Annotated in this window: 24 protein-coding genes; 21 read left to right on the top strand and 3 right to left on the bottom strand. The window is 70.3% G+C overall.

Annotated features, from left to right (window positions below; all coding sequences use genetic code 11):
* Nucleotides 1-5: 5 nt before the first annotated feature.
* From KYK13_RS21300 to KYK13_RS21285, 4 genes are read left to right on the top strand one after another with little or no spacing between them, the layout of a single operon-like run.
* Nucleotides 6-665 (top strand): response regulator transcription factor, encoded by a 660-nt coding sequence (locus KYK13_RS21300; protein ID WP_223632177.1) that lies wholly within the window; start codon nucleotides 6-8, stop codon nucleotides 663-665.
* A 27-nt stretch (nucleotides 666-692) separates the two neighbouring features.
* Nucleotides 693-2,033, top strand: a complete 1,341-nt coding sequence (locus tag KYK13_RS21295; protein ID WP_223632175.1) for a pitrilysin family protein — start codon at nucleotides 693-695, stop codon at nucleotides 2,031-2,033.
* Between the two features lie 3 nt (nucleotides 2,034-2,036).
* A complete protein-coding gene (locus KYK13_RS21290) occupies nucleotides 2,037-3,530 on the top strand; it encodes a pitrilysin family protein (RefSeq protein WP_223632168.1) in 1,494 nt (497 codons plus the stop codon).
* Nucleotides 3,527-4,228, top strand: coding sequence for an RluA family pseudouridine synthase (locus KYK13_RS21285; RefSeq protein WP_223632166.1), 702 nt, complete (start codon nucleotides 3,527-3,529; stop codon nucleotides 4,226-4,228). The genes KYK13_RS21290 and KYK13_RS21285 overlap by 4 nt, the downstream gene beginning before the upstream one ends.
* 7 nt (nucleotides 4,229-4,235) lie before the next feature.
* Here KYK13_RS21285 and KYK13_RS21280 read toward each other — a convergent pair whose 3' ends face one another.
* From KYK13_RS21280 to KYK13_RS21270, 3 genes are read right to left on the bottom strand one after another with little or no spacing between them, the layout of a single operon-like run.
* The gene (locus KYK13_RS21280; RefSeq protein ID WP_223632165.1) at nucleotides 4,236-5,075 is read right to left on the bottom strand and encodes a hypothetical protein; all 840 of its coding nucleotides are present in this window, start codon (nucleotides 5,073-5,075) and stop codon (nucleotides 4,236-4,238) included.
* Nucleotides 5,072-6,475 carry a hypothetical protein gene (locus tag KYK13_RS21275; protein ID WP_223632163.1) on the bottom strand — a complete coding sequence of 468 codons (1,404 nt, stop codon included), beginning with the start codon at nucleotides 6,473-6,475 and terminating at the stop codon, nucleotides 5,072-5,074. The genes KYK13_RS21280 and KYK13_RS21275 overlap by 4 nt, the downstream gene beginning before the upstream one ends.
* Nucleotides 6,476-6,520: 45 nt before the next feature.
* The gene (locus KYK13_RS21270) at nucleotides 6,521-7,102 is read right to left on the bottom strand and encodes a hypothetical protein (RefSeq protein ID WP_223632161.1); all 582 of its coding nucleotides are present in this window, start codon (nucleotides 7,100-7,102) and stop codon (nucleotides 6,521-6,523) included.
* Nucleotides 7,103-7,337: 235 nt separating this feature from the next.
* Between KYK13_RS21270 and KYK13_RS21265 the strand changes: the two genes are divergently transcribed.
* The 17 genes from KYK13_RS21265 (at nucleotide 7,338) to KYK13_RS21185 (ending at nucleotide 23,092) form a co-directional block, all read left to right on the top strand.
* The gene (locus KYK13_RS21265) at nucleotides 7,338-8,153 is read left to right on the top strand and encodes an ABC transporter permease (RefSeq protein ID WP_223632159.1); all 816 of its coding nucleotides are present in this window, start codon (nucleotides 7,338-7,340) and stop codon (nucleotides 8,151-8,153) included.
* A gap of 50 nt (nucleotides 8,154-8,203) precedes the next feature.
* Nucleotides 8,204-8,941, top strand: coding sequence for an ABC transporter ATP-binding protein (locus KYK13_RS21260; RefSeq protein WP_223646692.1), 738 nt, complete (start codon nucleotides 8,204-8,206; stop codon nucleotides 8,939-8,941).
* Between the two features lie 119 nt (nucleotides 8,942-9,060).
* On the top strand, nucleotides 9,061-10,590 hold the full coding sequence (locus KYK13_RS21255) for an MlaD family protein (protein WP_223632157.1): 1,530 nt from the start codon (nucleotides 9,061-9,063) through the stop codon (nucleotides 10,588-10,590).
* Between the two features lie 124 nt (nucleotides 10,591-10,714).
* The gene (locus KYK13_RS21250; protein ID WP_223632155.1) at nucleotides 10,715-11,644 is read left to right on the top strand and encodes a PfkB family carbohydrate kinase; all 930 of its coding nucleotides are present in this window, start codon (nucleotides 10,715-10,717) and stop codon (nucleotides 11,642-11,644) included.
* A 159-nt stretch (nucleotides 11,645-11,803) separates the two neighbouring features.
* Nucleotides 11,804-12,145: a TIGR02266 family protein gene (locus tag KYK13_RS21245; RefSeq protein ID WP_223632153.1), complete on the top strand. Its 342-nt coding sequence runs from the start codon at nucleotides 11,804-11,806 to the stop codon at nucleotides 12,143-12,145.
* A 7-nt stretch (nucleotides 12,146-12,152) separates the two neighbouring features.
* Complete coding sequence (locus KYK13_RS21240; protein ID WP_120526312.1) at nucleotides 12,153-12,884, top strand: metallophosphoesterase; 732 nt, start codon at nucleotides 12,153-12,155, stop codon at nucleotides 12,882-12,884.
* Nucleotides 12,885-12,985: 101 nt separating this feature from the next.
* The gene (locus KYK13_RS21235) at nucleotides 12,986-13,660 is read left to right on the top strand and encodes a hypothetical protein (protein WP_223632151.1); all 675 of its coding nucleotides are present in this window, start codon (nucleotides 12,986-12,988) and stop codon (nucleotides 13,658-13,660) included.
* 30 nt (nucleotides 13,661-13,690) lie between these two features.
* Nucleotides 13,691-14,533: an archaetidylserine decarboxylase gene (gene asd, locus KYK13_RS21230; protein ID WP_223632149.1), complete on the top strand. Its 843-nt coding sequence runs from the start codon at nucleotides 13,691-13,693 to the stop codon at nucleotides 14,531-14,533.
* A 26-nt stretch (nucleotides 14,534-14,559) separates the two neighbouring features.
* Complete coding sequence (hisS, locus tag KYK13_RS21225) at nucleotides 14,560-15,822, top strand: histidine--tRNA ligase (RefSeq protein WP_223646691.1); 1,263 nt, start codon at nucleotides 14,560-14,562, stop codon at nucleotides 15,820-15,822.
* Nucleotides 15,823-15,994: 172 nt separating this feature from the next.
* Complete coding sequence (locus tag KYK13_RS21220) at nucleotides 15,995-16,405, top strand: S24/S26 family peptidase (RefSeq protein ID WP_223632147.1); 411 nt, start codon at nucleotides 15,995-15,997, stop codon at nucleotides 16,403-16,405.
* Nucleotides 16,402-16,716 (top strand): PqqD family protein, encoded by a 315-nt coding sequence (locus KYK13_RS21215; RefSeq protein WP_223632145.1) that lies wholly within the window; start codon nucleotides 16,402-16,404, stop codon nucleotides 16,714-16,716. Before KYK13_RS21220 ends, KYK13_RS21215 begins: the two co-directional genes overlap by 4 nt.
* On the top strand, nucleotides 16,713-17,321 hold the full coding sequence (locus tag KYK13_RS21210) for a hypothetical protein (protein ID WP_223632143.1): 609 nt from the start codon (nucleotides 16,713-16,715) through the stop codon (nucleotides 17,319-17,321). The genes KYK13_RS21215 and KYK13_RS21210 overlap by 4 nt, the downstream gene beginning before the upstream one ends.
* Nucleotides 17,322-17,334: 13 nt before the next feature.
* A complete protein-coding gene (locus tag KYK13_RS21205) occupies nucleotides 17,335-20,361 on the top strand; it encodes a PQQ-binding-like beta-propeller repeat protein (RefSeq protein WP_223632141.1) in 3,027 nt (1,008 codons plus the stop codon).
* Nucleotides 20,362-20,373: 12 nt separating this feature from the next.
* Entirely contained in the window at nucleotides 20,374-20,529 is a 156-nt protein-coding gene (locus KYK13_RS21200) for a hypothetical protein (protein WP_223632139.1), read from the top strand.
* A complete protein-coding gene (locus tag KYK13_RS21195) occupies nucleotides 20,529-21,380 on the top strand; it encodes a hypothetical protein (protein ID WP_223646690.1) in 852 nt (283 codons plus the stop codon). Before KYK13_RS21200 ends, KYK13_RS21195 begins: the two co-directional genes overlap by 1 nt.
* A 62-nt stretch (nucleotides 21,381-21,442) precedes the next feature.
* A complete protein-coding gene (gene miaA, locus KYK13_RS21190; RefSeq protein ID WP_223646689.1) occupies nucleotides 21,443-22,333 on the top strand; it encodes a tRNA (adenosine(37)-N6)-dimethylallyltransferase MiaA in 891 nt (296 codons plus the stop codon).
* A gap of 168 nt (nucleotides 22,334-22,501) precedes the next feature.
* The gene (locus KYK13_RS21185; RefSeq protein WP_223632137.1) at nucleotides 22,502-23,092 is read left to right on the top strand and encodes an HdeD family acid-resistance protein; all 591 of its coding nucleotides are present in this window, start codon (nucleotides 22,502-22,504) and stop codon (nucleotides 23,090-23,092) included.
* The last annotated feature ends 31 nt before the right edge of the window (nucleotides 23,093-23,123 follow it).

Here is a 23,123-nt window from a genome sequence, read left to right as displayed (position 1 = left end):
GTTCCGTGGAGCGCACGCGCATCTTCGTCGTCGAGGACCAGCCGCAGCTCCTGCGCAACCTGGTCAAGGTGCTGGGCACCTTCCCGGAGCTGGAGGTGGTGGGCACCTCCCAGGACGGTGAAGAGGCCGTGGACGCCATCGTCCGCGAGCGCCCGCAGCTCGTCCTCCTGGACCTGGAGCTTCCCAGCCTCAATGGCATCCAGGTGACCCAGAAGGTGAAGCGCCGCGCCCCCGAGGTGGAGATCCTCATCCTCACGTCCTTCGAGGACGAGCAGAAGGTCTACGAGGCGATCCAAGCCGGCGCGTCCGGCTACCTGGTGAAGCGGGTGGGGCCGGAGAAGATCCGGTCCGGCATCCAGGAGGTCATGGACGGGGGCACCGTGCTGGAGCCCATCATCGCCCGGCGCTTCTGGAACTACTTCCAATCCATCCAGGCCAGGCCCGCGCAGAAGCCCGCCGAGCTGCCCTGGGGGCTGACGGCCGTGGAGCTGGACGTCCTCCGTTACGTGGCCAAGGGCCTGTCCAACGCGGAGGTGGGGCGGGTGATGACGCTGGAGCGGCGCACGGTGCGCACGCACCTGTCGCATATCTACCGGAAGATGGGCGTCAACTCTCATGTGGACGCGGTGGTGATGGCCCTGCGTCAAGGTGTCGTGGATCTCTAGCCGCGCCGTGGTTACGGTGTGGCACCTATGTCCAAGGCATCCCCGCGGTCCACCGCCGTGCGCGCGGTGGACCCCACGCTCGCAGCGCTCTTCGACGTTCACGAGGCAACCCTGCCCAACGGCCTCAAGGTCCGCCTGCTGGCGAACCATCAGGCCCCGGTGGTCAGCCTCTACACCTTCTTCCAGGTGGGCAGCCGCAACGAGCGGCCCGGCATCACCGGCATCAGCCACCTGTTCGAACACATGATGTTCAACGGGGCCAAGAAGTACGGCCCCAAGATGTTCGACAAGACGCTGGAGTCCAACGGCGGCCGCTCCAACGCGTACACGTCCAATGACATGACCGTGTACTACGACGACTTCAGCGCGGACGCGCTGGAGACGGTGCTGGACCTGGAGTCGGACCGGATGCGCTCCCTGCGCATCTCCCAGGAGACGCTGACCAGCGAGCGCCAGGTGGTCATGGAGGAGCGCCGCGTCCGCGTGGACAACGAGATCCCCGGGATGATGGACGAGGAGCTGGGCACGCTCGTCTACAAGGCGCACCCGTACCGCTGGCCCGTCATCGGGTGGATGGCGGACATCGAGAACATCACCCGCGAGGACTGCCAGCAGTACTTCCGCACCTACTACGCGCCCAACAACGCGGTGCTCTACATCGTCGGGGACATCGACCCGAAGAAGACGCTCGCGCTGGTGCGCAAGTACTACGGGAACATCCCGCGGGGCCCCGCGCCCGCGCCGGTGCTCAACGCGGAGCCGGAGCAGAAGGGCGAGCGCCGCGCCGTGGTGCGCCACCCCGCGCAGTCGCCGTCGGTGATGATCGGCTACCGCGGTCCGGCCGCCAGCAACGAGGACACGCTGGTGCTGGACGTGGTCCAGTACATCCTCACCAAGGGCGAGGGCAGCCGGCTGGTGAAGTCGCTCGTGTATGACCAGAAGGCCGCCGTGTCCGTGATGCTGGACTGGAGCTGGCGCATCGACCCGGGGACCGTCCTGTTCTACCTGGAGCTCAAGCCGGACTCGGATCCCGCGAAGGTGGAGGCCCTGCTGTACGCGGAGCTGGAGAAGCTGGCGCGCGAGGGCGTCACCGACAAGGAGCTGCAGAAGGCGAAGAACAACCTGCGCGCGGACCACCTGCGAGAGCTGTCCACCAACAGCGGCCGGGGCCACGCCCTGGGCCACTACGAGGCGCTCCTGGGCGACTGGCGCGAGGGCCTGTCACTGCCGACCTTCTACGCCTCCGTCACGGCGGAGCAGGTGAAGGCCGTGGCCGCGAAGTACTTCGCCCCCGAGCGCCGCTCGGTGGTCACCCTCCACCCCGAAGCCGGCGCCGTCGAGACCGGTGACGAAACGGCGGAAGCGTAAGCCATGGCCTCCCGAAAGATCGCCTCCGTGAAGAGCACCGTCCGCAACGCCGCCAAGGTCGTGCGCAAGCAGGCCACCACCATCGCGCGCAAGAAGGTCGCGCAGGCGAAGAAGGCCGTGCCGGCCCGCGTGAAGAAGCTGACGTCCGTGGTGGAGCCGAAGTCCGTCGCCACCGGCGAACTGAAGATGCCCCCGCTGCATGAGAGCACCACGTCCACGGGCCTGAAGGTCATCGCCGCGGAGCGCGGGCCGCTGCCGCTCGTGTCCGTGCGCCTGGTGATGCGCGCGGGCGGCGTGTTCGACCCGGCGGGCAAGGACGGCCTGGCGGACTTCACCGCGCGCCTGCTGCGCCGGGGCACGAAGCGCATGAACGCGGATGGCATCAGCGAAGCCATCGAGTTCGTGGGCGCCAGCCTCTACGCGGGCGTCAACGAGGACGTGCTGTCCGTCTACCTCACCACGCCCGCGGAGCACTTCTCCGAGATGCTCGACGTGCTGGGGCAGGTGGTGCGCGATCCCACGTTCCCGGAGCAGGAGGTCGTGGACGCCCGCGAGCGCGCGCTGGCGCAGTTCGCAAACGACCTGGATGACCCCTCCGCCATCGCGGACCGCGCCTTCACGCGCGCCGTGTGGGGCGACCATCCGTACGGACGCGACGTGGGCGGCAACAAGCGCACGGTGGCCACCTTCACCCGCGACGACGTGGTCCGCTTCCACGCCGAGTGCATGGGCCCCCGGGTGTCCCTGCTCACGGTGGTGGGCGCCATCGCCCCGGAGACCGTGGCCGCGGAGGCCGAGCGCGCCTTCGCCGGCTGGACGGGCGGACCGGACGTCCAGCCGATGCTGCCGCGCAAGCAGGAGCCGCTGGCGAATGCCGGCACGGTGCTGCTGGTGGACAAGCCGGACCAGACGCAGTCCCAGGTGCGCCTGGGCGGCCCGGGCTTCTGGCTGGGCCACGAGGACTACTTCCCGGCCACGGCGATGAACATCGCGCTGGGGGGCGGCTTCACGTCGCGCCTGATGAACGAGATCCGCGTCAACCGCGGCCTCACCTACGGCGTCAGCTCCTACTTCGACACGATGAGCGCGGGCGGCATCTTCGCGCTGTCCACGTTCACGAAGACCGCGTCCACGCGGGAGATCATCGACGTGGCGCTGAAGGAGATCCACGGCGTGCGCGACGCGGGCCTCAAGCCCCGCGAGCTGAAGGACGCGCAGAGCTACCTGGCCGGCCTGTATCCGATGCGCACGGAGACCAACGAGTCCGTGGCCTCCGTCATCGCGGACATGCGCATGCACGCCCTGGGGGATGACTGGGTGGAGAAGTTCCGCGACCGGCTGCGCGCGGTGACGCCCAAGGACGTGGCCGCCGTGGCGAAGAAGTACGCTTTCGCGGACCGGCCCGTCATCGTGGTGCTGGGCAAGGCGTCCGAGGTGAAGCCGCTCCTGGCGGGGCTGGGCCCCATCACCGTCGTGCCGGCGTCGGACTACGAATGAGCGGTGACGTTCCCCGCGTCCTCTTCGAGGGCGCGGGCCTGATGGTGGTGGACAAGCCGGCCGGGGTGGTCGTCATCCCCGGCCGCGAGGGCGGCCCGTCCCTGCGCGACACGCTGGAGGCCCGGCTGGGGCGCAAGGTCTACGTCGTGCACCGGTTGGACCGGGACACGTCCGGCGCGCTGGTGTTCGCGCTGGACGCGGCCGTGCACCGCGCGCTGTCCCAGGCCTTCGAGACCGGCAAGGTGCGCAAGCGCTACCGCGCCCTGGTGGAGGGCCGGCTGGAGGCGCCCCAGATGGTGGACGCGCCCCTGGTGGCCGCTCGCAAGGGGCGCATGCGCGTGGCGAAGCCCGGGGAGCCGGACGCGAAGCCGTCTCGCACGCGGGTGCGCCCGGTGGAGACCTTCTCCCGCGCGTCGCTGGTGGAGGCGGAGCCGCTCACGGGCCGCACGCACCAGATCCGCGTGCACCTGCTGTCGCTGGGACATCCGCTGCTCGTGGATCACCAGTACGGCCGCGAGGCCCCGCTCACCGAAGGTGACCTGGGAGGGCAGGGGACACAGGAGGTCCTTGGCCGGACGCCGCTGCATGCGGCGCGCGTGGAGTGGCCCGCGCTGCCCGGCCTGCCCGCGCGCGGGGTGGACGCGCCGCTGCCCGCGGACATGCAGCGCACGCTGGAGCTGCTGCGCGCGGCGGGGTGAGGCCCCGCTACTTGTACGGCTCCAGGCGGAACGTGTTGGACTCGCCGATCACGCCGAAGCTGTCCACGACGGACAGGCGCACGTTGCCCGCGGGCGCGTCCATGACGATGTTCGCGGTGCACACGCCGGTGTCGCACGGGCCAATCTTGCTGGGGGTCACCGAGCCGCGCGACGCATACAGCTCCACCGAGCCCCGGAAGTGACCGGCCCGGGGGCCCTGCGCGTGCACCGTGATGGCGAAGGCCGTCCGGCTCACGCGCGTGCCTTCGATGGTGTCGAAGGTGAATCCCGTGATGTCGCCCTCGCGCATGGGCGCATCCGGACCAGGCCCTGCGTCCACGACCCTGCCGCCATCCGAGGTGTCGACCCCTCCGTCGAAGTCCGACTCGAGCGGCCCCGCGTCGGTCAGGATGAGCACGCCTCCGTCCTCGAGGATGGGGGGATCGGTGACCTCCTGTCCTGGGGGACGCAGGGTGAGGGCCCCTTCGGCCACGGCCTCGCGACCGTCGTCCAGCCGCAGCCGCACCGCGTGCGCGCCCGCTCCCAGGCCCCGGGGCACCGTCGCGATGGCGACGCCCGCCGGGTCGAAGCGCGTCACCGTTGCTTCCTTCTCATCCACCCAGACGCGGCCTGAACCCATGCGCACATCCACCGTCTCCGCGCCGTAGTCCACGGCCACGCTGTAGCGCGCGGTGAAGCGCACGGTGAGGTCCTCGTCCTTCGCGTTCACCGGCAGCGTCGAGGGCTCCACTCCCACAATGCTGGGCGGAGGCAGCGCCCCAGGGTCGCCCGTGCAGGCCCACGCCAGCACCGCCATCCCCACGACGCCCGGGCCCACGCGCATCATGGAACGAACCTCAGCCCCGCGGACGCGGACACGCCACCCAACTGGGCCCGCAGCGCGGGGGTCTCCACGGGTGCCAATGCCGCGCGCACCTCCGTGAGGAGGCTCCAACGGCCCAGCTGATAGGCGCCCTGCGCGGCCAGGAATCCCATGCCGCGCACTCTGCGCTCATCCACGGCGTCAGGAAAGACGGCCCCCGTCTCGGCCGCCTCTGTCGTCAGCTGATGGTTCAATGCCAGCACTCCGCCGCCTGCACGGCCGTCCAGCTGGAAGGAACCCCGGTGGAAAAGTGTGACCCGCGCGGACAGGAGCAGGGGCATCCCCCACACGCGCGAGTGCACCTTCGTGCCACCCTGCCGACCATCCAGGCGCGCGTGACGAAGGCCCACCTCCGCCTCCGCCGCAACCCGGTCGTGCCACACCGGCAGCGGGACGGTGACACCCAACCCCAGCAGCGGCCCCCCATTGGCGCCGCTCGCGAACGCGGCGCCGCCCAGGAGGAACACCGACTTGAAGCTCGATATCGGGGCCTGGACCCCGTGCGCCGGGAAGGGGTTGGCGGTGTCGATGAGCACCGACTCCGTGGGCCGTGCGGCGGCGGGCTTCACCGAGGACTGGATCCGCACCGCGTCCTCGACGGGCGCGTCACTCCACCGCGCGGTGACGGACACCGTCGTCGCTTCCGCCTGCGGCCGCACCGTGTAGCGCGCGGACTCCGAAGCCAGCGGCTGCACGGTGGCGCCCTCAGCGACCACGGACAGCTCCGAGGCGGAGACGCGCTCCCCGGCGCCCGCGAGGATCAACCAGCCACCGCCCTCCACGGGCAGCGGCTCCGGCGTGAGGGCGGCGACGAGCGGGCGCGCGGCGGGCACCTCCAGCGGCGCGCGGCGATCCGTGGTGAGCGTCCCGCGGGTCGCGAGCACGCGCGCCTCCGTCGCGTCCGGAGGCACCTCCACGGGCACCTGTGCCCGGCCGCGTCCGTTCGCCTTCACCGGACCGAAGCGCGCGTCGCCCACCGCGACCACCACCTCCGCGCCCGGCGCGGTGGCCACATCCAGCGTGGTGCGCCCGAGGAGCGCCAGCCGCACGGTGGTGACCTCTGGCGCGCGGCCGTCCTCCACCCAGAACGCGAGCACCGCCCACAGCGGATGGCGCACCGGCGGGGGCTTCCAATGGAAGACGCGCTCGGTGCCGCCCTCCATCCGCGCTTCAGCCCAGGTGCCGGAAGAAGCCGCCGCGCGCACGGGGCCGGCGCCCTTGGGCACCCGCACCCGCACCTCCACGGCCGTGTCCTGCCCGAGCACCACGCGCCCGGGCGTCGCCTCCACCTCTGGCGGCTCCGCCCGAGCCATGGCGGCACCCAGCAGCAGCAGGCAGAGAGCGAGGCGGAGCGGCGGACGCATACGGGACACCTGGCGTCCCAGTTGACCGCCGCTCCAGCCTCCGGGTCAATCCCCGGAAGGCAGGGAAGTCTCAGCGCCCGCGTCCGCGTCGACATCCCCCTCGGGGGCCGTGTCGGCCATGGGCTTGTCCGCGGGGCCGGTGTGCTTGTTCGTGGGCGGGCTGAAGACGGGCTTCTCCGCCGCAGGGCCTCCCCGGCCGTGCACCAGCGTCTTGGTGTCCGAGCGGAAGGTGAGGTCCACCTTGTCACCGCGCACCGCCGTCACCAGGCCGACACCGAACGTCGGGTGGTGGATCACCTGGTCGACCTTGTAGGTGTCCTTCGGGCTGTACTTGGGCGCGCTCGCGATGTCCTTGCCCGCGAGCTGCTCGTCGAAGGAGATGATCACCTTCTCCGCGCGAGGCGTGCTGCTGCTGGACGTGGCCGCGCGGGGCGCGCGGGTCGTCGATGCCTTCGTGGGGCGATCCGTGACGCCCGCCGCGCCTCGGAACGCGTGGTCCCCGCCGCAGGTGTTGCAGCGGACGCGCACGATCTTGGGACCGACCATCGCGAGGATGGTGTGCGCCAGATTCATCTTGCAGCGGGTGCACTGGGCATCCACCTCGCCGCCGACCTTCGGAGTAGCCATGCTGTCGTGTCGCTCTGGCCCGGCAACTCCCTGAAGGGGCGCGCCGGGCGTGGAAGTAAAGAGGGCCGCGGAACATAACGGCCGACCCCAGGCGGAGGAAGTCCCATCGCATCCCACCCTCGCGCCGCGTGGGAGCCCCCCGGCCAGCCAGCCGATGGAGGTGGGGGTGGGATGGGCCCGCGCTCTGTTCCCTTGTGCCGCCGTCCGGAGCACGTAGAGTCGCCCGCCTGAGCGCATGACCACCGAGACCCCCAGCAGACCCAACCGGTTCACCGCCGCCTTCGTCCAGTCGGTGGAGGGCCTCGGCAAGGGCATCATCGACATCGTCAGCAGCCTGGGCGGCGTCGTCGCCCTGGGGCTGGACGTCTTCCGCTGGAGCGTGCGGCGCCCGTTCCGGCTCCAGAACCTCTTCACCCAGCTCGACTTCGTGGGCGTGGGCTCCATCTTCATCGTGGGGCTCACCGGCACCTTCACCGGCATGGTGTTCGCGCTCCAGACGTCCACCGCGTTCGCCCTGTTCGACGCGGAGAGCCTGGTGGGCCCCACCGTCGCGCTGACCCTCACCCGCGAGCTGGCCTCCGTGTTCGCCGCGCTGATGGTCACCATGCGCGCCGGCTCCGCCATGTGCACGGAGCTGGGCACCATGCGCGTCACCGAGCAGGTGGACGCGCTGGAGACCATGGCCGTCAACCCGGTGCAGTACCTGCTGGTCCCCCGGGTGCTCGCGGGCCTGGTCATGGTCCCCGCGCTCACCATGCTCTTCAACACCACGGGCATGACGGGCGCCTACGTGGTCGCCGTCTTCGGCCTGGGCATCTCCCCCGGAACGTTCCTCTCACGCACGCAGCAGTGGATGGCCCCCTCCGACGTCTACGAGGGACTCCTCAAGGGCGCCATCTTCGGCCTCACCGTGGCCCTCATCTGCTGCTACAAGGGCTACAACGCGTCCGGCGGCGCCAAGGGCGTGGGCCAGGCGACGACCGAGGCCATGGTCTCCAGCGCGCTGTCCATCTTCATCCTCGACTTCCTCGTCGGCATGTTGATGCACTGATGGCCCCGCCGACTCCGACACCGCCCGACGCCCCCGGCTCCCAGCGGGCCATGATCGACATCGTCGACCTGCACAAGACGTTCTCGGGGAACAAGGTCCTCACCGGCATCAACCTCACCGTGCCCGCGGGCAGCACCTGCGTCATCCTGGGCGGCTCCGGCTCCGGCAAGACGGTGCTGATGAAGCACATGATCGGCCTTCTCAAGCCGGACAGCGGCCAGGTCATCATCGACGGGCAGGACATCGTCCCCATGAGCGTGGAGGGGCTGCAGCAGGTGCGCCGCAGCTTCGGCATGGTGTTCCAGGCCGCCGCGCTCTTCGACTCCATGACGGTGTTCGAGAACGTCGCCTTCCCGCTGCGCCAGCACACCCACCTGTCCGAGGACGCCATCCGGGAGCAGGTGAGGAAGCGCCTGGACCTCATGGGGCTCAAGCGCACGGTGGAGGACCGCTTCCCCGCGGACCTGTCCGGCGGCATGAGGAAGCGCGTGGGCCTGGCGCGCGCCGTGGTGCTCGACCCCAAGGTCGTCCTCTACGACGAGCCCACCACCGGCCTGGACCCCATCACCACGGACTCCGTGGATGACATGATCCTCACCGCGCAGAAGGAGCTGGGCGTCACCAGCGTGGTCATCAGCCACGACATCGCGTCCGCCTTCAACGTGGCCAACCAGATCGCCTTCCTGTCCAAGGGCGTCATCGTGGAGCACGGCCCGCCGGAGCAGCTGCGCGCATCGACGCATCCGGCCGTCCAGGTCTTCCTCCAGACGTGGTTCGGCAAGAATTAGGACCGGAGGGGAGGGAATCCGCCCCCGTATGGATTCCAGCCGTGCATGAAAAGCTGGCACCCGGCATGCAAATCGTTAGAGTCGCGCGCGGCCGGTGGTAGCGCTCGGAGTCACATCAGGTGAAGAAGCTCGTCACGCCTTTCCGTGTTGGCCTGCTGGTCCTCGCCGCCGGAGCATTCCTCATCACGTTCGTCCTGTTCGCCAAGAAGGGCGGGCTGAGTGACCGTGACTCCACCCAGGTGTGGGCCTACTTCCGGGATGCGTCCGGCCTGGCGGTGCGCGGCCGGGTGCAGATCGCCGGCATCCCCGTCGGAGAGATCAGCGACATCAGCCTGGAGGGCACCCGCGCGAAGGTCTGGCTGAAGATCCGCAAGGGCGTGGACCTGCGTCAGGACGCCGCGGTCACCAAGCGCTCGGAGTCGCTGCTGGGCGACTACCTGCTGGACCTGAACCCCGGCACGGAGCAGGCGCCCGAGCTGGAGAACGGCGGGCAGATCCGCCGCGTCGTCGACACGCAGGGCGTGGAGGCCGTCTTCGAGTCCCTGTCGCAGATCACCTCCGACATCCAGCAGGTGACGGGCGCGCTGCGCGAGGTGCTGGGCGGTGAGAAGGGCGCCGGCAGCCTGGAGCGCATCGTGGAGAACCTGGTCCGGCTGTCGGACTCGGTGGACGCGACGGTGCGCCGCAACACGGACCGCCTGGACACCATCATGGCGAACGTGGAGGGCGTGTCCTCCGACGTGCGCGCCATCACCCAGGGCAACGGCGCGGAGGTGACGCGCATCGTCACCAACGTGGAGCGCATCACCCAGGACGTCCGCGAGGTGCTGGGCACCGTCAAGAACATCGTGGGCAGCGGGGAAGGGGAGTTCAAGGAGAGCGTCTCCAGCCTCAAGCAGACGTTGGGGCGGCTGGACAGCACGCTTGCCAACCTGGAGGAGATCACCACCAAGGTGAAGAACGGCGAGGGCGCCGCGGGCGCGCTGCTCACCGACGAGCAGCTGGGCCAGCGCTTGACCGAGGCCGTCACCGACGTGAGCGAGTACGCCACCCGCCTGAGCACCCTCCAGACGGAGGTGACCCTGTTCAGCAGCTACCTGGTGGCGCAGGGCGCGGCGAAGAACGGCCTGTCGCTGAAGCTCATCCCCAAGCCGGACAAGTACTACCTGCTGGAGCTCATCGACGACCCCCGCGGCTCCGTCAGCACGCAGGTGGTGCAGACCAACCCGCCGTCCGAAGGGGACCCGGTCATCCAGACGCAGAAGGTGACCAAGGACTCCTTCAAGCTCAGCCTCCAGTTCGCCAAGCGCTACTACTTCACCACCCTGCGCGTGGGCCTCATCGAGTCCACGGGCGGCGTGGGCGCGGACCTGCACTTCTTCAATGACGCGCTCATGCTGAAGCTGGACGCGTTCAACTTCACCGCGGACGAGCTGCGCTACCCCCGCTTGCGCGCCACCCTGCGGGCCAATGCGTTCGACCACCTGTTCGTCATGGCGGGCATGGACGACATCCTCAACGCCCGGCAGCGTGACGCGACCACCCGGCGCCTCCTCGCCGGCCGCGACTACTTCTTCGGCGCGGGCTTCTTCTTCACCGACGACGACCTGAAGGCGCTCATCTCCACCACGGGCATCCCGAGCCTCTAGACCGTTGTCCCCTTGACGTTGCCGGGAAGGTGTCGTACCCGGCACGGGCACGGGGTTTCCCCTGGAATGCGCCGTGCCCTGACGCCTGCCGTTGGCGCCGGGTCACCCCCAGGAAGAAGCCTCCATGTCTCTTCTCGTCGTCGGTTCAATCGCGCTGGACTCGCTGGAAACGCCCTTCGGCAAGAAGGAGGACGTGCTGGGTGGCTCGGCCACCTACTTCTCCACCTCCGCGTCCTTCTTCAGCCCCGTGCAGTTGGTGGCGGTGATTGGCGAGGATTTCCCGGAGGCGCACCTGCAGTTCCTGCGCGGGCGCGGCATCGACCTGGAGGGGCTCACTCGTGAGGCCGGCCGCACCTTCCGCTGGAAGGGCAAGTACGGCTGGGAGCTCAACGAGGCGCAGACGCTGGACACCCAGCTCAACGTCTTCGAGTCCTTTTCGCCCAACCTGCCCGCCGCCTACCGCGAGACGCCCTACGTCTTCCTGGGCAACATCCACCCGGAACTCCAGTCGCGCGTGCTGGACCAGGTGAAGGCGCCCAAGCTGGTGGCCGCGGACACGATGAACTTCTGGATCCAGGGCAGCCGCCCCGCGCTGCTCAAGACGCTCCAGCGCGTGAACCTGCTCTTCATCAACGACGCGGAGGCGCGCCAGCTGTCCGGCGAGCACAACGTCGTGAAGGCCGCCCGCGCCATCCTGGCCATGGGCCCCACCCGCGTGGTCATCAAGCGCGGCGAGCACGGCGCGCTCCTCTTCGACCAGGACCACATCTTCGCCTGCCCGGCCTTCCCCCTCTCCGAGGTGTTCGATCCCACCGGCGCGGGTGACACCTTCGCCGGCGGCTTCATGGGCACCCTGGCCAGCTCCGGCGGCGGCAAGGTGGATCAGCAGGTGCTGCGCAAGGCCATGGTCATGGGCAGCGTGATGGCCTCCTTCACCGTGGAGAAGTTCAGCCTGGAGCGCCTGCGCGAGGTGCAGCGCCCGGAGATCCACGCCCGCTTCGCCGAGTTCAAGAAGCTCACCCACTTCGACGACCTGGGCCCGCTGGGCGGGTAGGGGAGCGTAGCCAGGGGACGGAGGCCCGGTGTGGAACTTGACGGGCCTCGCCCACCCTCCCTAGGCTCGCGCGGACGCAGTGGATGAATAAATCCGGTGCGGACGTCCTTTTTCAGCGCCGGCGTGGATGAGCAGAGACCACGTCGGGAGGTCCCCGGGTTGAGCGAAAATCGAAAGCACGCGCGGGTCGGCACCCACCTGCGCTGCTGGTGCGAGGGTGAGAACGTGACCCTGTATGCACGCATCGCCAACCTGAGCGAGGGGGGCCTCTTCGTCAGGACGAGCACCCCGCTGGCGGCGGGGACGCGGACGCAGGTGCGGCTCACCCAGCAGGCGACGGACACGCAGTTGCAGGCACAGGCCACGGTCGTCTGGTTGCGGCAGGATGAGCAGCCCGCGGGCCGCCCCCCGGGCATGGGCCTGAGATTCGAAGCGTTGGACGCGGACGCACTGACGAGTCTGCGGCGCATCATCTCCCAGCAGCAGCTGCTCCCCCTATAGGGCTCCCATGCGCATCGCCGTCATCTCCGACATCCACTCCAACATCGAGGCCCTCACGGAGGTGCTGAGGGTGGCGGAGCACCAGAAGGTGGACCGCTTCGTGTCGCTGGGGGACATCGTCGGGTACGGGGCGTCTCCCAACCCTTGCTGCGACCTGGTGCGCTCGGTGGCGGAGATCACGCTGCTGGGCAACCACGACGCCGCGGTGGCGGGGCGGATGGACTACTCGTACTACTACGACGCCGCCCGGCACGCGCTCGACTGGAGCGCCAACGTCATCTCCGATGAGAACCTGGCCTGGCTGCGCAGCCTCCCGTACACGTACCGCATCGGCGAGGTGGGCTTCTGCCACGGGTCTCCCATCGACCCGAAGGCGTACGAGTACATCTTCGCGCTGGAGCAGGCGCGGGAGCTGACGCCTTACGTGGCGGAGCTTCCGGAGGTCACGTTCATTGGCCACAGCCACCTGTGCCGCGCGTTCGCCATTGGCAACGGCGAGGTGAACGACGTGGTGGCCCAGAAGTTCGTGCTGCGCAAGGGCTACAAGTACATCGTGTCCGTGGGGAGCGTGGGGCAGCCGCGCGACTACGACAACCGGGCCTGCTTCGTCATCTGCGACACGGACGCGCGCACGGTGGAGTACCTGCGCGTGGAGTACGACATCGAGACCTCCGCGCAGAAGATCTTCGACGCGGACCTGGCGCTCAACTTCGGCAAGCGGCTGTTCCTGGGCGTGTAGTCGCAAGGGCGCGCCCGGTGCGGAAAAAGGGCGCGTCCGGACGGAAGGTGGCATAAACCGGGGCCGTGCGCCCCCAGGTCCTCCGTCCGAAGCGGCCCTTCATGGGCCTTGGTCTCGCAGCCCTGCTCTTCGTCGCCGGGTGCAGCCGCTCCCCCGCGCCGCCCTCGCCCGAGTTCGAGCAGGCCAGCCGCCGGTGGACGGCGCTGTACGCCCAGAAGCTGGATGAGGCGTACCTGGACCCCTCCATCGGGGAGATTGAAGCGCAGCTGCAGCGCGTGCCCGCGGACAGCGTGGACGCCGCCGCGTCCCAGTCGCTGCTCCAGCGCATCCAGGAGGGCCGCACGCGCATGCAGGCGGCGCGGGAGGAGCAGCGCCGCGCGGTGGCCAGCGCCCGCACGCTGCCCACCATGGACCCCTCGCAGACGAACATTCCCCGCCCGCCGGAGCCCGAGGCGGCGGAGCCGGCGGACGCCGGGCTGGGGGATGCCGGGGTGGTTGCCGGGCCCCAGATGGGCACCCCGGCCTCCGAGCTGGTGGCGGGCTTCGAGGGTTGCTTCACCCGCTCCACGCCGGTCACGGTGGAGGGGCGGGGGATGCGGGACACCTGGCAGCTGAGCGACCGGGCGTCCTGCCAGCTGGGATATCCCAGCCACCGGGACAGCGTCCTGGTGATTGAAGACGGCCGTGTGCTGGCGCTGTTACCCAAGAGCGCCATGCGGACCGTGCGCCGTTATGAGGACGGCGGCACGGTGCCCGCGGACGATGGCGGGCGTTGAACCTCTCTCTTTACGAGCTGACGACCTTCGATGAACGAACAGACCTTCATGAAGTTGATGCGCGTGCTGCCCAAGTCGGCGGTGTCCTCCGCGGTGGGCCTGGCCACGCGCCTGCCCGCGCCCGCGCCGGTGCACCACTGGGCCATGCGCGCCTTCGCCAAGGCGTACAACGTGGACATGGAGGAGGCGGAGCACTCCTTCGAGAAGTACCCGACCTTCGCCCAGTTCTTCACCCGCGGCCTGAAGCCGGGCCTGCGCCCGGTGGACGCGGGTGAGAAGGTCGTCGTGTCCCCGGTGGACGGCCGGGTGTCCCAGGTGGGCTACGCGGACAACGGGCGCTGCCTGCAGGCGAAGGGCATCGAGTACACGGTGGACGAGCTGCTGGGGGACTCCCAGGCGGCGAAGCCCTTCCACGGCGGCGCCTGGACGACGCTGTACCTGTCGCCGCGCGACTACCACCGCATCCACGCGCCGCTGGGCGGCACCATCACCGGGTACGCGTACATCCCGGGTGAGTTCTGGCCGGTGAACCCCGCGTCGGTGAAGAACAAGCAGTCGCTGTTCTGCGTGAACGAGCGGCTGGTGACGTACCTGGACACCGCGGCCGGCAAGGTGGCGGTGGTGAAGGTGGGCGCCACCTGCGTGTCGCGCATCAAGGCGTCGTACGAGGACATCACCACGCACCTCGGCCAGCCCGGCAAGGTGCACCAGTACGGCACGGCCATCCCGGTGGAGAAGGGCGGCGAGCTGGGCCGCTTCGAGATGGGCTCCACGGTCATCCTCTGCTTCGAGCCCGGCCGCGTGCGCTGGGACGACAGCCTCCAGGCGGAAGCGGTGGTGCGCATGGGCACGCGTATCGGAGTCATCACGTGAGCCAGAAGATCAACGGCGTGAAGGGGATGAACGACCTTCTGCCGGGCGACATCGAGGTCTGGCAGTTCGTCGAGTCGACCGCGCGCACGCTGTTCGGCCGCTTCGGCTACGGCGAGGTGCGCACGCCGATGGTGGAGGACACCGCCCTCTTCGTGCGCAGCGTGGGCGAGGAGACGGACATCGTCGGCAAGGAAATGTACACCTTCGAGGACAAGGGCGGCCGCAGCCTGTCCCTGCGTCCGGAGGGCACCGCGCCCGCGGCGCGCGCGTACATCGAGCACTCGGTGAACAACCAGGAGCCGGTGACGCGCTGGTTCTACACGGGGCCCATGTTCCGCTACGAGCGGATGAAGACGGGCCGCTACCGTCAGTTCTACCAGATTGGCGCGGAGGCCTACGGCGCGAAGGAGGCCGCGCAGGATGTGGAGCTGATGGACATGGTGGTGCAGTTCCTGGAAGCCCTGGGCCTCCAGGACGTCACCCTGAACATCAACTCGCTGGGCGACGACAACTGCCGGCCCGCCTACCACGCGAAGCTGGTGGAGTACCTCAAGGCGCACCGAGACGAGCTGTGCGCGGACTGTCAGCAGCGACTGGAGCGCAACCCGCTGCGCGTGCTCGACTGCAAGAACGAGAAGTGCCAGGCGGTGGCCGCGGCGGGACCCAACGTGCAGGAGTTCCTGTGCGAGCCGTGCCGCGCGCACTTCAGCGACCTGCAGCGCAAGCTGGGCGTGCTAGGCATCCGCTACGCGGTGAACCACCGGCTGGTGCGCGGCCTGGACTACTACACGCGGACCGTCTTCGAGTTCATCGCCGCGGACCCCGCGCTGGGCACCGCCAGCACCGTGTGCGGCGGCGGGCGCTACGACAAGATGATGAAGGGCCTGGGCGGCCCGGACGTGCCCGCGGTGGGCTTCGCCATGGGGCTGGACCGGCTGGTGCTGCTGCTCAAGTCCGCCGGCAAGTCCTTCACCCAACGGCCGGACCTGTTCATCGCCGTGGCCGACGAGGGCTCTCAGGACGAGGGGCTCAAGCTGGCCAGCCGCCTGCGCCGCGAGGGCCTGAAGGTGGACTTCGACACGCGCGGCGGCAGCCTCAAGAGCCAGATGAAGCGCGCGGACAAGTCCGGCGCCCGCTTCACGCTGGTGCTGGGCGAACAGGAGCGCACCACCGGCCAGGCGAAGCTCAAGCCCATGGCCGGCGGCGAACCCATCCCGGTGGCCCTGGACAGCGTCACCGCCACCGTGCGGGCCCAGCCGGAGGCTCCGGCCGCCGCGCCCACGGCTTGATCCCATCCTCCCCTCCGGCATGACGCGCCCGGCCGGAGGGGCGGGGGGCGGCCTGTCTTCCCTGAAAATCCCGGAGTAAAGGTGTTAAGTGCCGTAAGTCCTGGCAATTGCTGGGGGATTGAGTCTTCAGGGATTCGCAGAGCCTGAGAGTGTAGGGTACATTGCATGCTCCATGGCGAGCGCTCCCCAACCCGGCTCCGTGATCGAAGGCCTCCGCTGGATCCCCGTGGCCGGGGACAGCATGTGGCCGTCGTTGCGCGCGGGGGACGTGGCGGAGGTGGAGCCGCTGATGGAGCCGCCGCGCCCGGGCGAGGTGGTGCTGGCGCGCTTCGACTCCTCGCTGGTGCTGCACCGGGTGCGTTGGTGTGACGGGCAGGTCTGCGCGCTGCGTGGGGACAACGGCGGCGCCGAAGATCCGCCGCTGCCGCTCGTTCGTATCCTGGGGCGTGCGCGGCGTGTGCGCCGGGGCGGGGCGCTGCTGGAGATGGACTGCTGGGACGTGGGGCCGCGGAGGCTGGGCCGCTGGCGCGCGACGCTGAAGCGCCAGGTGGCCGCGTGGCTGGGGAGGGCGGGCCGCGCATGAGCTTTCCGGCGGACAGCGTGCCCAGGCGGCGTGTGGGGACCTCGGGGGAGGGCTTCGGCGCGGACTTCCTGGTGCTGGACGCGGAGGGGCGCACGCTGCGCGGGCTCAACCCGACGGCGGCGCGCATCTGGGCGCTGTGCGACGGACGGCGCTCGGCCCGGGCGGTGGCGGAGCAGGTGGCTTCCGAGTTTTCGACCGACGTCGGTCCGGTGCTGACCGACACGCTGCGCTTCCTGGGGGAGCTTCAGCGGAAGGGTCTGTTGGACGAAGTGCGCGCGCCGGCCGGTGCCGCGCCGCTGGAGGACTCATGATGCGGGCGCTCGTGGCCGTGATGGCGGGTGCGATGGTGCTGTCGGCGTGCTCGGAAGGGGTGTCCCCCCTGCCGCCGCCGACCCTGAAGCCAGGGCCGGGGACGGGCTCCGTCCCCCCCGTGGAGCCGACGGACGTGCTGGCCGGCGGCGGGAGCGTGGCCCGGCCGCCGCCCCCGGCGCCCGTGGTGGAGCAGCCGCCTCCGCAGGAGCCACCGCCGGAAGAGCCGCCTCCCGAAGAGCCGCCGCCGGAGGAGGAGCCGCCACCGGTGGCGCTGCCGCCCCCTGCTGGGAGCGCGGCGGTGGTGGGCGCGGGTTCGGAGCCCGCGCCGCTGTCCGAGGTGCTGCAGGTGGACGTGGACTTCGTGGTGAGCGGCGTGCGGAACAAGGGCCTGGTGGACGTGGAGTTCATCGCGCCGGGCGGGAGCCCGTACGAGAAGCGGAGCGCGACGGTGGAGGCGCCGCCGGAGGAGACGCGCACGCTGCGCTATTCGCTGCCGGTGGCGGGCACGTCCGTGTCCATGTCACGCATGACGGGCACCTGGCAGGTGCGCTTCTTCCTGGACGGGGCCCAGCTGGCCACCACGTCCTTCACCCTGGAGCCGTGACGTGAGGCCCGCCATGAACGTCCGCATCCTCGCGCTCCTCGCGGCGCTGCTGCCCGCGGTGGGCTTCTCCCAGACCTGGACCGTGCGCCCCGTCCCCGCCGCCGGAGACACCGTCGCGCGCGTGGTGATGGACGACGCGTCCGAGCTCGTCGTGGAGGTGACGAACACGACCGCGGCCACGAACAACGCCCGCCTCTCGGAGGTGTCCTTCGTCCTGCCGACGGGCTACCAATTGCTGGGCGGCCTGCCGGCGGACGAGAACCCGAACTGGAAGATCGAGTACATCGACTCCAACGAGCGGCGCATCACCTTCCAGTCCACGAAAGGCTGCGTGGACAACGGGCGCGGGCTGGCTCGCAATGAGTCCGCGCGCTTCGTGCTGAACGTGGTGGCCCCGGCGAACCGCTCCACCGACAACACCACCGAGCGCCTCGTGGCGGGCACGTACGCCCGAGACCAGTGTGACGGCACGAGCTACAACTACAACATCAACAACATGACCGCGTGGACGCGGGCCATCCTGGCCACGAACGTGACGCTGGCGCCGCGCGTGCTGGCGGTCAACGACACCACCGCGGTGCGCGTGGTGGTGGAGAACCGCGGCACGGGCACGGCCTCCGTGACCGTGGACAATCCCACCTCGACGAGCGGTGCGCCGCTCACCACCGTGAGCAAGGTCCCCTCGACCAACGTGTCCGTGGCGGCCCGGGCCGCGGGCGTCGTCGCGGTCAATCTGCGGGCCACCGCCGCCGGCGCCGGGGCCGCTCGCGTCCGGGCGCGCGCGACGAGCGCGAACGCTCCGCTGGCGGACTCGCCCATGGCGGACGTGGGCACCCTGGTGGCTGCGGCGGACATGGACATCGTGGATGCGTTCGCTGGCGATCAGGTGACGCTGCGCCTCACCGTGTTCAACACCTCCAGCACGAACACGTACACCCAGGTGCGTCCGCGCGCGCCGGTGCTGCTGGGCCGGGCAACGGCGACGCTCGTGTCCGGGCCGTCGCCGGACAGCGTGGCGCAGCTGGCGCCAGGGGCCTCCGCGCAGTTCACCTGGCGCTATCAGGTGTCGGGCACGCCCGGCGCCAGCTACCAGTTCCAGGCGCAGGTGGATGGGACGCTCAATGGTTCGGCGGTGGCGGGGGATGCCGTCACGGCGCGCAAGGGCCGCATCGTGGAGCACCGTGTGCGGCTGAGCCAGGAGTCGGTGTCCACGGCGGCCACGGGCGTGACGGTGGCGTACACGGTGCAGAACCGCGGCGCGCTGCCCATCTACATGGTGACGCTGTTCAAGCCCGCGGTGAACTACTTCGCCGTGGCGGCGTCGGGGCCGCAGGCGTTCGGGGACTGGGTCGTCTCCACGGACGCGGCCGGCTACACCTGGGAGTCGGACTCCGGCATCCCGGTGGGCGGCGAGGCCACCTTCCGCATCACCTATTCAGGCTTCTCCGCCGTCACCGCGGACACGCCGTTCCGTCACCGGCTGGAGCTGAACCAGGGCTGGAACGACCCGCGCATTCGCGTGGAAGCGACCATGACGCTGCTCGCGGTGACCACGTCCCCGGACGTGGCGCGCCTCACCGGCGTGGCCCGCGACGGCAGCGTGACGCTCACGTGGGACAACCCCTTCAACCACGGCGGCACCCTGGTGCTGCGCTCCGTGGGGGCGACGCCCACCATCGCGCCCACCAGCGGCATGCGCTACGCGGTGGGAGACGTGCTGGGCAACGCGACGGTGGTCTCCGTGGACGAGTTCAGCTCCGCGTCGTCCATGACCGACACGGCGGTGACGAACGGCACGACGTACTACTACCGCGTGTTCAACGCGGACGACGAGCTGCGGTACGGGCCGGGCAACCAGCCCACGTCGGTGGGCCTGGTGGTCACGCCCCGGGCGCGCGTGGCGGGCAACCCGCTGTGGTGCTACTCGGTGGGGTTGGAGGCGGCGCAGCAGCCCGTCACCGAGCTGGGCGTTGGCATCTTCGGCTCGTTCAACGACTCGTTGGTGGGGGTGCTCACGAACAGCGTGAACCCCTCCGCGGACGGCGCCGAGCGCTTCCGGCCGGTGAAGCTGTCGGCGAAGATCGGCACCCGCTTCCCGGTGGTGCCTCTGCTGGGCCGGCCCGGGCAGCAGTGGATCGTCGTGGGTGATCAGGCCGGCGTGCCGGCGGTGATCAACGCGGCCACGGGCGACCTCCTGTGGAAGAACACCACGCTGGGGCTGGGGAACATCAGCTCGTTCCCCGTGACGCAGCTGCTCGACTACGCGAACCCGGAGTACCGGACGAAGTACTCCAACGTGGACCTGGCCATCTTCGCCACGCGCAACGCGTCCGCGCAGAACCAGGTGGTCGCGCTGAACGCGGCCACGGGCGCGCTCATCTGGCGCTACCGGCCCGGGGACCTGGGCATGGTGAGCGGCGGCATGCTGGTGGACTACACGACGAACCGGCTCTACGTGCCGACGACGGCGGGGACGAGCACGGCCACGCTGCGCGTGCTCAACAGCCTCACGGGCGCGGAGGTGGCGCGGCTGTCGCTGGGCGACCTGGAGTTTGGCGTGGTCCGCAATGCCACGAGCAACCAGATCCTGGTCACCGCCAACGACGGCAAGGTGTACGGCTTGAATCCGTCCACCTACGCGATTGCGTGGACCGTCCAGGTGGCGGGCGCCTCGCAGCGGACCTTCGCCTTCTTTGCGCGGCCCCAGGGGCGCGGCTTCGTGGTGAGCCGTACGAACAACACCGTGGAGCACTATGAGTTCAAGGAGGGGGGCACCCGGCCGGAGCTCGTCTGGACGGCGAACATCGTGAAGCCGTCCGGCCCCTTCACCCTCAACGTGAACGGTGTGCCGCGCGTCTATGTCGGCAGCGCGGATGGGAAGATCCACCAGTTGGAGCTGCTGAACAACGGCCTGGAGACCGGGCAGGTGACCGTGGGACCGGCGCAGATCATGGGCGTGCCCACCGTCGATCACACCGTTGGCCGGTTGCATGTTGGTACCGCGGATGGTCGAATCTGTGCCTTCCCGGTGCCCTTCTAGGTGGGCCTTCACGTGAGCCAACGACCTTCACAGCCTCCCGCGGGTCCCACCGTGCCGAAGCCGCCTGCCGTGTACGTGCCTCCCGCCATCCTGTGGGAGCAGCCGTTCGTCGCGCTGGCGCAGCTGTCCATCTGCAACATCCCCGGCGAATCGGAGTGCGTGCCGTGATGGAGGGGGACCCCTCGCCGGGTCCCCGTGGCGGTGCGCTCCGGATCACCCTGGCCGGGTGGACCGTGGCGCTCGAAGTGGAGGACGCGGCGCTCGCCGGTCCGCTCCAGCGCGTGTTCGGCGCGTACCTCGCGCCCGATGCCGTGGCTCCCGATGCCCGGCTGGTGATGCGCAGCCCTCCCGGCCCGCGCGCTCCGCCCACCCTGCAGGAGCTGCCGCGGCTGGAACCCGGTGACTCCGGGACGCTGCGCGTGGACGGCGGCGCGGAGTACTCCGCGGTGCTCTCGCCAGACCGGAGCCGGGCGGACGTCATCGGGTCCGGGCGCTACCCGGTGGAGAACGTGATCAAGGTGATGCTCGCGTCCGCGCTGGCGAAGCGCGGTGGGTTGCTCGTCCACGGGGTGGGGCTGGTGCACGAGGGCCGGGCCGCGCTGTTCGTGGGGCACTCCGGCGCGGGCAAGAGCACCCTGGGCGGGCTGTGGCGCGAGGCGGGTGGGGCGGTGCTCGCGGATGAGCTGGTGGCGGTGTGGCCCGGGGAGGGTGGCGGATGGCGGGCGGCGGGGACGCCCTGGAACGTGCCGGCCCGGGCGGACGACGCGGCGCTCGTCGCGGTGGGGACACTGGGCTGGGCCGGGGCCTCGCGGTGGGAGGCGCAGGGCGCGGGGGAGGTGGCCCGGGTGCTCTTGTTGAACGCCCTGCTGCCCGAGCCCACGCCCGCGGGCCGGGGCACGCTGGTGGCCTCGGCCGGGCGCGTGCTGTCGCACGTGGAGACCGCGCGGCTCGTGTTCGCGCGCGATGCCAGCGCCGCGGACGTGGTGCGGGCGCGGCTGTCCGAAGCGGCGCGGCTCTAGCGAGGGGCTCGCGTCTGCGTTACAGCGGGCGTGGGAGGCGGATGCTGGTGGCTGAGACGCGCGTGCCGTTGACGGTGATCGCTGGACCCACGGCGTCCGGGAAGACGGCGCTGGCCATTGGGTGGGCTCGCGCCGCGGGCGGCGAGATCGTCAGCGCGGACTCGCAGCAGGTGTACCGCGGCTTCGACATCGGCACCGCGAAGCCCTCCGCCGAGGAGCTGGCGGCCGTGCCGCACCACCTGGTCTCCTGCGTGGATCCGCTCGAGCCCTTCTCCGCCGCCGAGTACCAACGCCGCGCGGACGCCGCCATCGCGGACATCGCGTCCCGGGGCCGGCCGGTGTTCGTCGTCGGTGGCACCGGCCTGTACCTGCGCGTCCTGCTGCACGGCGTGGTGGACGCACCCGGCGCCCTCCCTTCGCTGCGTGCGGCGCTGGAAGCGCTCGCGGCGGAGCAGGGGAGGGAGGCCGTGCACCGCCGTCTGTCCGAGGTGGATCCGGAGACCGCGGCGAAGCTGCCCGCCCAGGACCTGGTGCGCGTCGTCCGCGCCCTGGAGATCCACGCGCAGACAGGCGTGACCGCGTCCGAGTTCCGCCGCGCCCATGCCTTCACGCCGGACCGCTATCCCTTCCAGCTCTACGTGCTCGACCCGCCGCGCGAGGCTCTCTACGCCGCCATCAACGCGCGCACGGAGACGCTCTTCTCACGGGGCATCGTGGAAGAGACGCGGGCCCTGCTGGAACAGGGCTACGCGGACGCGGCCCCCATGCGCAGCGTCGGGTACGTGCAGGCTCGCGCGGTGGTGGAGGGGCGGATGACTCGCGACGAAGCCATCGCCGACACCGCGCAGGAGACCCGGCGGTACGCCAAGCGGCAGCTCACGTGGTTCCGCAAGGAGCCCGGCGCGGTGTTCCTGGCACCGCCCTACAACCGCCCCGCCCCATTGGCGCCGTAGGCCACGCAGGCCCCTGCTCGCCGTGCCGCCTCAATTCGTCCCGCGGCGCAGATTGTTCGCGTCCGGCAGCGCTCCCATCTTCCACGGGAAACGCTACCCCCACGTCCACTCCCGGACCACCAGGCGGCCGAGGGCCCGAGGCGGGCAGCCATCACCGTGGAGAACGCCATGGATACGAACGTTGAGCGCGTGCCGGAGACCCGTCCGGACCGTCCCCCCCGACAGGCCTCCGCCATGTGGGGGGCCCCCTTCATCCTGGGCCTGCTGACGGCGATCGCCGGCATCGTGCTGCTGGGCGGCACGTTCTTCACCGGCATGGTCACCATCTTCTTCGTGGGCATCATGCTGTTGATTGGCGGTGTCCTGGAGCTCGTCGCGGCCGTCCGCTCGCGCGGCGAACGCGGTGTCTTCTGGTCCCTCATGCTCGGCGGCGTCCTCACCTCCGTGGTCGGCCTCCTCGCCATCATCTTCCCTGCCGCGGGGCTCGCCTCCATCACGCTGCTCATCGCTGGCTACCTCTTCGCCAGCGGCCTGTTCCACGCCATCACCTCCGTCATGGACCGCTACTTCCAGTGGGGATGGGACCTGGCCTATGGCATCATCTCCATCGTCCTGGGGCTCGGTGTGATGTCCCGGTGGCCCGGGTCCTCCATGTGGCTCGTAGGCACGCTGGTGGGGCTCGCCGTCTTCTTCCGAGGCATCTCGATGATGTCGGGCTCGCTCTCCCTGCGGCGGGGCCTGCGGCACGTGCGGGCTTGAGCGCCAGGTGCATCCTGGCGCCCACTCACTC

The sequence above is a fragment of the Corallococcus sp. EGB genome (assembly GCF_019968905.1).
GTDB lineage: Bacteria > Myxococcota > Myxococcia > Myxococcales > Myxococcaceae > Corallococcus.
This window is presented reverse-complemented; position numbering and strand designations above follow the sequence as displayed.